9 protein-coding genes are annotated in these 12,974 nt (G+C 49.8%); 2 read left to right on the top strand and 7 right to left on the bottom strand.

Features of this window, described 5'->3' with window-relative positions; translation table 11 throughout:
* Positions 1–71 precede the first annotated feature (71 nt).
* Both ACWAU0_RS12345 and ACWAU0_RS12340 read right to left on the bottom strand, forming a co-directional pair.
* On the bottom strand, positions 72–809 hold the full coding sequence (locus ACWAU0_RS12345; RefSeq protein WP_171694502.1) for a PEP-CTERM/exosortase system-associated acyltransferase: 738 nt from the start codon (positions 807–809) through the stop codon (positions 72–74).
* Positions 810–841: 32 nt separating this feature from the next.
* Complete coding sequence (locus ACWAU0_RS12340) at positions 842–1,315, bottom strand: Crp/Fnr family transcriptional regulator (protein ID WP_033155694.1); 474 nt, start codon at positions 1,313–1,315, stop codon at positions 842–844.
* Between the two features lie 96 nt (positions 1,316–1,411).
* On the opposite strand from ACWAU0_RS12340, the gene prsK reads away from it, so the two are divergent.
* Entirely contained in the window at positions 1,412–3,511 is a 2,100-nt protein-coding gene (gene prsK, locus ACWAU0_RS12335) for an XrtA/PEP-CTERM system histidine kinase PrsK (RefSeq protein WP_458136845.1), read from the top strand.
* A complete protein-coding gene (prsR, locus tag ACWAU0_RS12330) occupies positions 3,498–4,874 on the top strand; it encodes a PEP-CTERM-box response regulator transcription factor (RefSeq protein WP_171694500.1) in 1,377 nt (458 codons plus the stop codon). Before prsK ends, prsR begins: the two co-directional genes overlap by 14 nt.
* Before the next feature lie 74 nt (positions 4,875–4,948).
* Here prsR and ACWAU0_RS12325 read toward each other — a convergent pair whose 3' ends face one another.
* The 5 genes from ACWAU0_RS12325 to ACWAU0_RS12305 all read right to left on the bottom strand — a co-directional run bounded on the left by ACWAU0_RS12325 (position 4,949) and on the right by ACWAU0_RS12305 (position 12,920).
* Complete coding sequence (locus tag ACWAU0_RS12325; RefSeq protein ID WP_494523174.1) at positions 4,949–5,731, bottom strand: PEP-CTERM/exosortase system-associated acyltransferase; 783 nt, start codon at positions 5,729–5,731, stop codon at positions 4,949–4,951.
* Positions 5,732–5,886: 155 nt separating this feature from the next.
* Entirely contained in the window at positions 5,887–9,198 is a 3,312-nt protein-coding gene (locus tag ACWAU0_RS12320) for a transglutaminase family protein (RefSeq protein ID WP_458136843.1), read from the bottom strand.
* Complete coding sequence (locus tag ACWAU0_RS12315) at positions 9,195–10,448, bottom strand: hypothetical protein (RefSeq protein ID WP_033155699.1); 1,254 nt, start codon at positions 10,446–10,448, stop codon at positions 9,195–9,197. Before ACWAU0_RS12315 ends, ACWAU0_RS12320 begins: the two co-directional genes overlap by 4 nt.
* A 100-nt stretch (positions 10,449–10,548) precedes the next feature.
* Complete coding sequence (locus tag ACWAU0_RS12310; protein ID WP_033155700.1) at positions 10,549–11,493, bottom strand: alpha-E domain-containing protein; 945 nt, start codon at positions 11,491–11,493, stop codon at positions 10,549–10,551.
* Positions 11,487–12,920 carry a circularly permuted type 2 ATP-grasp protein gene (locus tag ACWAU0_RS12305; RefSeq protein WP_171694496.1) on the bottom strand — a complete coding sequence of 478 codons (1,434 nt, stop codon included), beginning with the start codon at positions 12,918–12,920 and terminating at the stop codon, positions 11,487–11,489. Before ACWAU0_RS12305 ends, ACWAU0_RS12310 begins: the two co-directional genes overlap by 7 nt.
* Positions 12,921–12,974 lie beyond the last annotated feature (54 nt).

The following is a 12,974-nucleotide window of genomic DNA, read 5'->3' as shown; positions in this document are numbered from 1 at the left end:
AAAACCCCAATATTTTATTTGACTACTTACTAATCGCCTAGAAATATATAATTACATTCGATCCCGCCATATTAATTAACAATATTTTCTTTTATCCAGGAATATAACTCTAGCAAATCGGGATGCATATTTTCTAAAACAGCCTGAGTAGTAATGAAATAAGGTGCTCGTATACCATGATAGTCAATATCCTTACCAACTCGTTGAAAATCTATACCTGACCGATGCATCAGCCGCGGCAAGAACGGCTCCATCATCGCAAACACATTTGTACGTCCATCAACCTCTGTTAGGACTGTTGCGGCAAAAAAACAAGCAACTGCTATTGACGAAAAAGTCCTCTGCTCTTGAGGCGAAAACTGTAAGCCGTTAATTTCACCGAAGCGGGTTAGAGTCTCGCCGGTACGTCTACGAAACGCCCCATCCACAGCTAATCTTGATATTTCGCATACTGTATTTCTTTGTAGCTTTAAATTATCTATAAGCTTGCTGTCTAAACTAGCTCCACAGTATTTTTCTAACGGCAATGGCTTATTCTGTCGTTCCCCGATAGCAGGAACCATTCTTACACAACCAGCAGGGATACCAGTTTGCAAATGCGTAATCAAACAGTGGCGGGAATATTGATCGTATTCGTCTACTTCAAGGCGATTAGCAAAACGTTCAACAGGTTCATATTTAAACTCTTCACAATAAACACGGTACCTTACTTGAAAAACAAATTCCTTCTGAGCATCGCTTTCAGCGAGCCCCACCTTGAAGTAACGGCTAAAACTTTCTGCCAGTGATAACTTAGGCCCCACATCCATCTTGCCCTCTCATTTTCACGAGCATCATCCAACTACAAATATTTATCGATGTCATGCGCTTTAATTCCCCACGCCAGTAAATGCTCTATTCGATCATTTGCCAATCCCAAACGATTAGACATAGCTTGAAACAAGCCCTTCAAAAATAAATAACCCTGCACCGGATGATCGTCCAAATAAACGCTCAACATATCACTACGAACTTCAAGTAGACACACATCAGTCAATGAAACAACAGAGGCCGTTCTCTCCCTGGGCTCGTACAAACAGACATCCCCAAATACCGCCCCAGCATCTAAATCACAGAGACCTGGACTTATTCTACGATTCCCATCCAGCTCTGCACCGCCCAACACTCTAACAACACCTTCTTCTATGAGAAATAATGTATTTCCTTGCTGGCCTTTTTTTACGATGGTCTCACCCGCATTTAGGCGATATCGTTTCCAGCCGGAACCGTCAGAGAATTGCGCATTAGCTAGTACGTCACTAAATAATTCTTTCATGTCAGCCTGAATCTGCAAAGTAATGATCCTGCCTACTGCTTATAAGGTCGTATAATGATTATACGTATTGAAAAAACACTTAAACATCGACGCTAAATGCAAAGCTACATTTATTACAGCTACTTAAGCGCAACCATCGCTTATGGTTTTTTACTTTTATACGCTTGCTTTAGGAAAAACTGGCATCTGCCTTTCATAATAGCAGTTTTGTGCTCGTTAGCATGGTGCACAAGCGTGATAATCGCCACAAAAAATAGCCATTTCTTCTTCGCTGACACGCTACCGTACGAAACTCTCCGGAATGCATCTTGGTTTCTTCAACTTGGAACGCTGCTGTCCAAACAAATATACAACGATCACAAGCAAATATTTAAGTCGAACGTTAGCGTAGTCGTTACCCTGATTCTAATGCTGGTTTTAGGTATCGAGATCTTCCCTGGCAGCCTAACCCTAATCCGAGAACATCTAAACGTCGATCCTCGTTTCACATCGCACGTTGTATCCGCTGTATTTGGCCTCATCCTGGTTGAGCAGCTTTATCGCAGCACCCCCCTGAAGCAAAGGTGGAATCTCAAATTTCTGTGTATAAGCCTTGGCTCGCTATTCGCATTCGATTTGCTCGTTTACAGCAAATCACTGCTATTCAACAGCCTGGACTTCGAGCTCTGGCAGTCACGAGGTGTCATTAACGCACTCATGACACCACTTTTAGCAGTCACATTGACCCGACTAAAGCTTAACAGCCAAAGTACGGAACTGACAACACCTCGCAAAACTATTTTTTACTCAACGATTCTCCTCGGTTGCGGCATCTATTTAATCCTTATGTCGTTTGCCGGTTTTTATATCAAACGCGCAAATACCGAATGGGGTGAGGCTGCACAAACTCTGTTTATTTTTCTCGCCATTCTCCTGCTGATTATCCCGTTTACATCTGGAAAAATACGAGCGATCTCCAAGGTGTATTTTAGTAAGCACTTTTTCCACTACAGCTACGATTACCGCGAAGAGTGGCTCAAAATCAGCAAATCATTGGCAAAACTTGAGTCGCTTGAGGAACTGAAAGGATTCATCATAACTACTTTAACGGACCTAGTAGAAAGCGCAGGAGGCGGTTTGTGGTTAAAAAACGATCAAGGCCATTTTTTTCTAGCTGCAGAACAAAACCTCAAACTCACTCCGCAAGAAATTGAATATCTCCACAACATCGGCGACCTGCCTCAATATTTAGCGAACAAGCAATGGGTCATCGATTTTTTCGAACTGGCTCATGCTCCGGAAGTATACGACGACATAGATCTATCGCCGTGGTGCTACGAAGATAGCCAAGTATGGCTGATAGTGCCGCTATTTCACCTAAACAAACTTGAAGCTTTTGTCGTGTTAACACAGGCGCGCGCGCCACGAAAGCTTGACTGGGAAGACCACGATCTTTTAAAAACTGTGGGAATGCAACTTGCCAACGCCCTCGCTCTCAACCGGACAAGTGAAGAACTCGCCAATAATCGTCAATTTGAAACTTATCACCGCCTTTCAGCATATTTGGTACATGACCTCAAAAATCTGGTGGCCCAGATCTCCTTGATAGTAAAAAACGCGGAAAAGCATAAACATAACCCGGACTTCTTCGACGATACCATAGACACACTAAATAATGTGGTCAAAAAAATGCACCATATTGTCGAACAGTTAAAACAAGGCGAGACCAACACAACCACAGCCAATACCTTCATCAATTTGGTGGAATTGGTTAAAAACATCGCGCAACAACATCTCGGCGCTCCGCCGTTGCAGATGGACACAACACTCAGCGAGTGCTTCGTGACGGCCGACAAAATCAAACTGACCAATATCTTGACGAATTTAGTTCAAAACGCCCAAGACGCCATAGCGACAAGCGATGGATGGGTTAAGCTTGAATTAACAAAAAACCAAGACTATGCTGTCATCAAAATTATCGATAACGGCATAGGTATGGACCAACAGTTCATTGCAGAACGCCTATTCAAGCCGTTCGATACGACAAAAGGCAACGCCGGAATGGGCATCGGCGCCTACGAAGCCCGAGATTACATTCTAAAGCAGTCCGGAAATATCCGGGTCGATAGCAATCCAGGCCGCGGCACTGCTTTCACCATCCAATTACCATTAGCTCAGCGAGTTTCCGCAAATCAAGGAAATAATGATCACTTCTAAAGTACTGTTAGTTATCGAGGACGACCTAGGCTTACAAAAACAACTGAAATGGGCCTTCGAGCAATACGAAGTAGTAATAGCAAGTAATAGAGACGAAGCAATAGCTGCACTTAGACGATATACGCCAAGCGTCGTTACCTTGGATCTTGGTTTACCGCCCGACCCCACCAACGCCACTGAAGGACTCGCCACTCTCAAGGAAATTCTCGCATTAGCACCGGCCACCAAGATAATCGTGGTAACCGGCAATGATGATCGCGCAAATGCGATTCATGCAGTAGCCTTAGGTGCTTATGACTTTTATCAAAAGCCGGTAGACCCGGACGTCTTGGGCCTGATTATAGAAAGAGCGTTTCAACTCGACGCATTGGAGCGCGACTACCAAATATTGCAGCAACAAAAGCCCCTGACCGGCGTGATCGCCACCAGTCCGCAAATGCAGGCGGTCATGCGGATGATTGAAAAAATTGCACCGACTCAAGCAACCGTTTTACTAATCGGCGAAAGCGGCACCGGTAAAGAGCTATTGGCAAAAGCCTTACATCGCCTGAGCACACGCGCCTCACAACCGTTTGTAGCGGTAAACTGTGCGGCCATACCAGAAACATTGTTAGAGAGTGAATTATTTGGCTACGAGAAAGGTGCATTCACCGGCGCAGTCGCGCAAACCAAAGGCAAAATCGAATATGCGCAGGGCGGCACATTCTTTTTAGACGAAATCGGCGACCTCCCTTTTGCCTTGCAAGCAAAATTGCTGCGATTTATCCAGGAACGGGTCATAGAACGGTTAGGGGGTAGAAAGGAAATTGCCGTGGATGTGCGCATTATATGTGCAACACATCGCCATTTACCCGACCTCATTGCGCAAGGTAATTTCCGGGGCGACTTATATTACAGGCTCAGTGAGATCGTCGTTGACATTCCCCCACTACGCGAACGCGAAGGCGACATTATTACGATAGCTAATGCTTTGCTACAGCGCTATTGCCGCGAAAACAACTCCAAAGAAAAACATTTTTCCCACGACGCCGCTCGTGCTCTTGAAGCTTATAACTGGCCTGGCAACATTCGGGAGATGGAGAACAAAATCAAACGTGCGGTCATTTTATCCGACAACAATTTCGTCACCGCCGAAGAGCTGGAAATTGGTACCGATAGCGACAAGTCTATGCCGCTGAATCTCAAATCGGTACGAGAAGCGGCAGAAACGATCGCCATCAAACGCGCACTGACCTACGCAGACAATAACATATCCGAAGCAGCTAAATTATTAGGTGTTACCAGGCCAACCTTGTACGGTTTATTTGAAAAATACGGACTGCAAGCTTTGCTGCGTAATCATACTGATGAACACCAGGATTGACATAGAAGGCCTACCAGCGAGAACGGTTGATAATTGCAGGCTAGGGTTTTACGCGGCGGATTTAAACGGATAAATCAGATTCTCGACACATAAGAAATAACGCCGATTTGCTTTACCTGGCGCCCCCTCATATCGACAGGAACGTCAGTTGCAATATCCGAATATAAGCGAAAATCGTGTCGGTAACCCTCAAACCATAAAGAGTTTTCCAGCACTTGCTTTGTATTTAAATAATACAGCAGACGTGCACTTTGACGACTAGCATCGCCCAGTTGCTGTATATCTAAGCCTTGTATCTTAATACTGTACGCCAGTGCCGGGTTGGCTAACATATACCAATGTCTAATGCCCTGCTGGACGGAATAAACCGCCGCAGCCCGATACAGTCCCCACATTATGTCTCTATTGATATTGCGGTAATCGTGCAGAAAACTAATTTTGCGATTTTCTTCAGCAACCTCTATAGCCGGGTTTCTGAAGGCAAAGCGCCTTGCTTCCTTAATAACGCATAGCCTGGAAATTTCAACGGAATTTTTGTATCTGCCGTTTGGTAACCGTTGATGTGAACTACTGCTTTCTTGAAACGGAAAAACGTGACCTTTGGGCATGACCATCCTCAGCCCGCCCAACCACTGCTGAGTATATTTATGCCTGACTAAAAAATGAACTGCGTTTTTATCCCATTCGTCGATTTCTTGCTGCGCCGGAAACCGCTCCGTATCGTCGAAGCCCATTTCATCGCAATAAACCCGGTATCTGAGTTGATAATGAATTTTTTTACTTTCCGGCGTATCAGCCAAAAATACCTCGAAACAATGATCGAAAGACTGCTTCTGTCGATTCAAGATACACCCCACCCTATAAACAAATATTCATAACAAGTTCAAATAGCTATAGCCGCTTTGTCTCGTTCCTCAGGTAAGGATGGTATAGCAAATCGAGTCAATTTCAAGCAAAATTGTAAAAAAAACCGACACTCACTGATTAGATTTTTTTAATTTCCTCGTTCTATCTAGCTCGCATTCCAACGTAAATCCAGCGTAAACGGATAGTCTTTATTGAACTCCTCACTCGGTAATTCCAACACGGTTTCGGTCGGCGTATGCCCGTGCTGCCAAAAACGACTAACCCTACGTCCTTCAGCCTCGTAAGCATTAACTGGCAGCGTGTCGTAGTTGCGGCCGCCGGGGTGAGAGACATGATACGTGCAACCGCCGATAGACCGACCGTTCCAGGTATCGACCAAATCAAATACCAGCGGAGCCTGGACACCGATAGAGGGATGCAAAGCCGACGGCGGGTTCCAAGCCCGATAACGGATACCCGCCACCAGCTCTCCTTGCTTGCCGGTGGCCTTTAACGGCACCCTGCGACCATTACAGGTTAAGGCATAGCGTTCACCCATCGCTCCAGTCAGCGACACCTGCAAGCGCTCCACCGAGGAGTCGACATAACGGGCGGTGCCGCTGCTGGTGATTTCTTCGCCTAACACGTGCCACGGCTCAATAGCCTGATACAGATCCAATTGCAGATCGTTAACCCGCAGACTACCGATTCTAGGAAACCGGAATTCCAAAAACGGCGCGAACCATTCCGTCTTGAATTCATAACCCGCAGCTTGCAGATCGCGCGCCACATCGTAAATATCGCTGGCAATGAAATGCGGCAACATAAACCGGTCATGCAATTGCGTCCCCCAGCGCACCAAAGGCTTCTTGTAGGGCTCGCGCCAAAACCAAGCTGCCAGGGTTCGCAGCAACAGCATTTGCATCAAACTCATTCGTGCGTGCGGCGGCATTTCGAACGCACGCAACTCCAGGAGCCCAAGCCGTCCAGCATCGGTACCCGGCGCATACAGTTTGTCGATACAAAACTCGCTACGATGCGTATTGCCGGTCATATCCACCAACAAATTGCGGAACAGCCTATCGACCAGCCACGGCGCGGCCACTTCGCCCTCCGGCATCTGTTGAAAGGCAATTTCCAGCTCATACAGACTGTCATTGCGCGCTTCGTCGACGCGCGGCGCCTGACTGGTTGGACCAATAAACAAGCCGGAAAACAAATAGGACAAGGCTGGGTGATGCTGCCAATACGTGACCAAGCTGCGCAACAAATCCGGTCGCCGCAAAATCGGACTATCGGCCGGCGTAATGCCACCCAAGGTCACATGATTACCGCCACCGGTCCCGGTATGCCGGCCATCCAGCATGAATTTCTCGGTGCCGAGCCGGGTCAACCGGGCCAACTCGTACAAAGTGGTGGTGTTATGCACCAGCTCTTTCCAACTGGCGGCCGGATGAATATTCACCTCTATCACGCCAGGATCGGGCGTCACCGGCAAACGGGTCAGACGCAAATCGTGCGGCGGCTGATACCCCTCTATTACCACAGGCATTTTCAAAGCCGCTGCCGTAGCTTCCACCGACGCGATAATGTCCAGGTAGTGTTCCAACTCGGTCGTGGGCGGCACAAATACAAATAAACGACCTTCACGGGCCTGAACCGACAAAGCGGTATGCGGTACCCATTCCGGATCGTGCGGCCTCTCATCATCGGCTGCGTCCATTTCGGTCGGATGTAGTCCCTGCTTGGCCATTTGACTGTAACGACGGCTAACTTCCGAATCAATATCGCCCAGAGGCTCCACCGGTTCGTACAGGCTACGTTCATGGGGGTGATCGCGCTTTTCGAACGGCACCCAAGGCAAACTGTTCAGAGGTAAACGCAAACCCATCGCCGAATCGCCAGGCACCAGGAACATCGCCCCACGCCGGAATTCCCAAGCACTGCTGTTCCAAGAGCCGGCCTGATAGCTCCAATGCAGCGGCAACACATAGCCGACCGGCGCGCCGAGATCCTCGCTGAGCAATTTGGCCAAGCGCTGACGCTCTAAGTCGTCTTTCAAATCGACTAGCAAAGGATCCAGGTTTTTCGGTACCAATCCCTCCTGTAACAGGTAGTAAAGAGGATCTTCGAAACCCGGCAGAATGAACTCGTCGGCCACGCCCAGCCGTTTGACCAAATCACGGATAAATGCATCCGCATGCTTGAGATCGAATCCATAATCACGGGTCTCATCCGCCAATAAGGCCGGATTCTTCCAAATCGGTTTGCCGTCCTTGCGCCAGAAACACGCCAACTGCCAGCGCGGCAACGGCTCGCCGGGATACCATTTGCCCTGGCCGAAATACAATAGCCCGCCCGGCGCAAAGCTGTCGCGCAAACGTCTGACCAATTTTCCGGCCAACTTGCGCTTTTCCTCGCCGTCAGCATCGGTATTCCATTCCGGCGCATCCATGTTATCGATGGACACAAAAGTCGGCTCGCCGCCCATGGTTAAGCGCACATCACCCGCTTTCAGCTCGGCATCAACCTTTTCGCCCAGACGCTCAATGTCTGCCCATTGCCTATCGGTATAAGGTTTGGTAACCCTGGGATCTTCATGGATGCGGCTGACACGATTGGAAAAATCGAAGGTAGTCTCGGCCTTGCCGATAAAGCCGCCGCTGACCGGCGCCGCGCTGACATAATCGGCAGTACAGGCTAAGGGAATGTGGCCCTCTCCGGCAAACAGTCCGGACGTCGGATCCATACCTATCCAGCCGGCGCCGGGAATATACACCTCGGCCCAGGCGTGCAGATCGGTGAAATCGTGATCGGTACCCGACGGCCCGTCCAGCGATTTCACATCCGCCACCAACTGCACCAAATATCCCGATACAAAGCGCGCTGCCAAACCCATGTGCCGCAATACCTGCACCAATAACCAACCGGAATCTCGACAGGAACCCAACTTTTTTTCCAGGGTTTCCTCGCAACTTTGCACGCCCGGCTCCATGCGGATTGCATAGTTGACGACCTGGTTCACGGCTTGATTGATGCCGACCAGAAAATCGACGATGCCTTGTTTATCCCGCTTCAAGCCGGCCAAAAAGCCTTTGAGCAAAGGCCCCTGCTCGCGAATTTCCAGGTACGGCGCCAGTTCTTTGGCCAATTGCTCAGGATAAGCAAACGGATAATATTCCGCGTATTCCTCCAGAAAAAAATCGAAGGGGTTGATCACCGTCATATCGGCAATCAGATCCACTTCTATCGAAAATTCGGTGGTTTTTTCCGGAAACACCAAGCGCGCCAGATAATTGCCAAACGGATCCTGCTGCCAGTTAATGAAGTGCTTATCCGGTTTGATGGTCAGTGAATAGGCACTGACCGCCGTCCGCGAATGTGAAGCCGGCCGCAGCCGCAGCACATGCGGCGTCAACTGGACCGGATGATCGTAGTGGTAACTGGTTTTGTGGTTAATCGCGACTCTGATACTCATGCTGACACCGGACTGGCTGCTTCACTCTCTGCCTGCAACAAGCGTAGATTTTCCTCTACCCCGGCCGCGTGCGTTAATTCAGCAACATTCTGCTTGGTGAAAAAACCATCGAAATTACCGAAACGCTGGACGTATTCCACGATCAACGACGAATGCTCGGAAGCACTGGAAAAAATCTGTTTCAAACCTTCCTCACGCGATCCGATCACATCCAGCAGAAAGTCCTTACCTCTGGCCCGGATAGCCTGCACTACATAATCGATATTGGCCTGGCCGTTGATCTCACCGTCCGCTACCTCCAAAGCCACATGATGCAAGCGCGGTCCATAGTTGCGTACAAAACTTTCGGTGGGCGACGGCAAGCCGACCAGGTGATTGACAAAATACGGATGATTGGCCGCGGTAAACACTTTGGCCGGACTAATGCGTTCCTCGGGATAATGGATGCTTTTGGTCACGTTGGTTGAAGAATTCTGATTGGCAATATCGTAGGACCCCCAATAGTAATAACTGGAGAGCGTCAAATATTCCAAAATCGCCACTTCCCGATTCTGGCTGTAAACCCGGGTAGCTAAATGATCGATGGGCCGGATAAGTTTATCCAGACCCAATTCTTCCTGAATTTCCTTAGCTTGCAGATAGCCGCGATTCACTTCGTCGAGAATGATGCTGTTTCCCAAGGCATATACTCTGATGTCCTCCGGCGGCCGCTCCCAGTATGCAACGATGTTATGGGTATACGGCGACGGTTTGACGATGGCCATATTGCCGGGCAATTCCAGTTTGCGGATTTGATCCTGATTGAAGAAACGGATTTCCCTGGCTTTTTGCTGCTCGACCACTTCGTGCAAATTGCTGACCCGGAAAATTTCGCCCATATAGCGCGAGTTAGGCTTGTGGGCACCAATCGGATACACCTCGTTCAGACTGCGGAAAATGTCAGCCCGACCGGGTGCACGCACTTCCCGCACCAACAAGTCCGGCGAATTCATATCAATCCGCAGCACGTGAGTCCAATGGCTCTCGGACTGTAAAGTGACCAAATAGTGGTAAGGCGTCATCAAGGCCAATTCGCTGACATAGGCCGCCGAACAGCCTGGCTCCACCGTCAACATTAACGCATCGATTTCGCGGATCATTTCGGTCAGGCCGGTTCGATCCCGGTTTTCCAGCAACTTGACCAGAAACTCGTCAAACCAGGGCGAATTGGCCTTGTCGCCCTGTTTGGGGTGGATCAGTGAATTTATCATCCGTTTTCCTCTAACTCTATTTGTCCGCCAGGCTGAATCGCCAAAATTTTGCTTAAACAGTCGGTGCAGCAATTACTTACAGCACTGTTTACGCAAGGACTTATTCCGGCCCATTAAGAAAGGCCCGCTGAATTTCAACGCCGAGCGCGTTGTTGCGCAAAATGAAATCCTGCAAAAACTGATGCAAGCCCGTCTTAAAAATGTCGGCCATCCGCCCATAATGCAGCCGCGCATGATTTTCGCCGGCCAAGCGCAGACACTCCCGGCCCCGCTGCCGACACAGTTGCTCCAGGATAGGCGCCAATTCGTCGTAGCAGGCATGCAAAGAACGCGGCATGTCGTCGCGTAAAACCAGTAACTCGGCCACTTTCCAGGGCTCGATGGTGTCTCTAAACACTTTTTGATAGGCCTCGAATGCAGACACCGAACGCAGCAAGGAACTCCATTCGTAATAATCGACCTGGCCCTCGGGAGCTTCCACGGCCGGCAACAGCAATTGATACTTGGCATCCAGGAGTCTAGCGGTATTGTCGGCCCGTTCGACAAAGCTGCCCAAACGCACAAACTTGTAACTGTCGTCGCGCAACATGGTGCCAAAGGTAACACCGCGAAACAGGTGCGAACGCGATTTCACCCAATCGCAAAATTCGCTGATCTCAGCTTCTCGTAAACCTTGTCGAATCCGTTGCCTAAGTTCCAACCATAAGGCATTGACGGTCTCCCACATTTCCGAAGACATCGCCACTCGGACGGCACGCGCGTTTTCGCGCGCCGAGTTAAGAGCACTGACGATGCTGGACGGGTTACGCTCATCCAAAGCCATGAACTGAATCACATTGACCGCAGTGTAGCCGGAGTAGTTTTTCTCGAAAGCCTCGATATCGTCGGCAATCTGCACCGGGGGTTTCCAGCGTGCGGCTTCGTCGTAGGCGCTATTGGCGACCAGTGACATCCGATAAGTCACGTCCAGCACCCGCGCCATATTCTCGGCGCGCTCGATATAACGGGCCATCCAGTAAAGATGGTCGGCGGTGCGGCTTAGCATGTTGAGTCTCCGTGCAATACCCAAGTGTCCTTAGTGCCGCCGCCCTGCGAGGAGTTCACCACCAGTGAACCTTCCCGCATCGCTACTCGGCATAAGCCGCCCGGCACCAGCGTGGTGGTTTTGCCGGACAACACAAACGGTCGCAAGTCCACATGGCGCGGCGCCACCCCTTGTTCAACCAACGTCGGACAAGTCGACAAAGCCAGAGTCGGTTGGGCGATGTAATTGTCGGGTTCGGCCAAAATCCGCGCCCGAAAATCCTCTATCTGCTGTTTGGACGAGGTCGGCCCCACCAACATGCCATAACCGCCGGAACCCTGCACTTCCTTGACCACCAGCTCCTCCAGATGCTCTAACACATATTTCAAATCGTCGGGATTTTCCAGTTTATACGTGGGCACATTGGACAAAATAGGCTCCTCGCCCAGATAAAAACGCACCATCTCGGGTACGTAGGTGTAGGTGGCTTTGTCGTCTGCCACTCCCGTGCCAATCGCGTTAGCCAGCGTGACGCCCCCATTGCGATACACCGAGACCAAGCCCGGCACACCCAGCATCGAATCTTCACGAAACGCCAGCGGATCGAGAAAATCGTCGTCGATGCGCCGATAAATCACGTCAATGCGCTTTGGGCCTTCCGTGGTGCGCATGAACACTCCATTGTCCTTGCAAAACAAGTCCTGGCCCTCTACCAGTTCTATACCCATTTGCTGCGCCAGAAACGCATGTTCGAAATACGCACTGTTATAGGCGCCAGGAGTCAACAACACCACAGTCGGGTCATAAACCCCGGGCTGCGCCACCGCCCGCAAATTGTTCAATAGCACCTGCGGATAATGCTCGACCGGCGCTACCGCATAACGGCGAAACAGTTCCGGGAACAGACGCATCATCATCTTGCGGTCTTCCAGCATGTAGGAAACCCCGGACGGTGTGCGCAGATTGTCTTCCAGCACATAAAATTCGTTCTCGGCGGTACGTACGATGTCGACGCCGGCGATATGCGCATAAATCCCGCCCGGCACGTCCACGCCCTGCATTTCCGGCCGATACATCTCGTTTTCCAGAATGCTGGCGGGGACGATACCGGCTTTGATGATTTCCTGATCGTGATACAGATCGTTCAAAAACGCATTCAGCGCCGTGACCCGCTGAATCACGCCAGCCGACAATACCCGCCATTCCGTGGCGGCCAGAATCCGCGGCACCACATCAAACGGAATTAAGCGCTCGGCACCCGCCTCGTCGCCGTAGACATTAAAAGTAATACCCACCCGCCGAAACAGCATTTCCGCTTCTCGGGACTTTTGCATCAACTGGGCGTGATCGGTACTGCTCAACCACTCCGCGAAGGGTTGATACAGCCGCCGCACACTGCCGGTTGAGGTACGCATTTCATCGAAAAAAGTATTTATATTCATGACCATCTTTCAGCAATCCACATGCCAATCTTATTAATGTCTATTTATCAAAAAGTTAAA

Source organism: Methylomonas sp. Uni0009, assembly GCF_054188105.3.
This window is presented reverse-complemented; position numbering and strand designations above follow the sequence as displayed.

Excerpts from the sequence above, each read along its gene's own strand:
- ACWAU0_RS12345 (WP_171694502.1), bottom strand. The coding sequence starts at position 809 with ATGGATGTGGGGCCTAAGTTATCACTGGCAGAAAGTTTTAGCCGTTAC.
- ACWAU0_RS12340 (WP_033155694.1), bottom strand. The coding sequence starts at position 1,315 with ATGAAAGAATTATTTAGTGACGTACTAGCTAATGCGCAATTCTCTGAC.
- prsK (WP_458136845.1), top strand. The coding sequence starts at position 1,412 with ATGCAAAGCTACATTTATTACAGCTACTTAAGCGCAACCATCGCTTAT.
- prsR (WP_171694500.1), top strand. The coding sequence starts at position 3,498 with ATGATCACTTCTAAAGTACTGTTAGTTATCGAGGACGACCTAGGCTTA.
- ACWAU0_RS12320 (WP_458136843.1), bottom strand. The coding sequence starts at position 9,198 with ATGAGTATCAGAGTCGCGATTAACCACAAAACCAGTTACCACTACGAT.
- ACWAU0_RS12315 (WP_033155699.1), bottom strand. The coding sequence starts at position 10,448 with ATGATAAATTCACTGATCCACCCCAAACAGGGCGACAAGGCCAATTCG.
- ACWAU0_RS12310 (WP_033155700.1), bottom strand. The coding sequence starts at position 11,493 with ATGCTAAGCCGCACCGCCGACCATCTTTACTGGATGGCCCGTTATATC.
- ACWAU0_RS12305 (WP_171694496.1), bottom strand. The coding sequence starts at position 12,920 with ATGGTCATGAATATAAATACTTTTTTCGATGAAATGCGTACCTCAACC.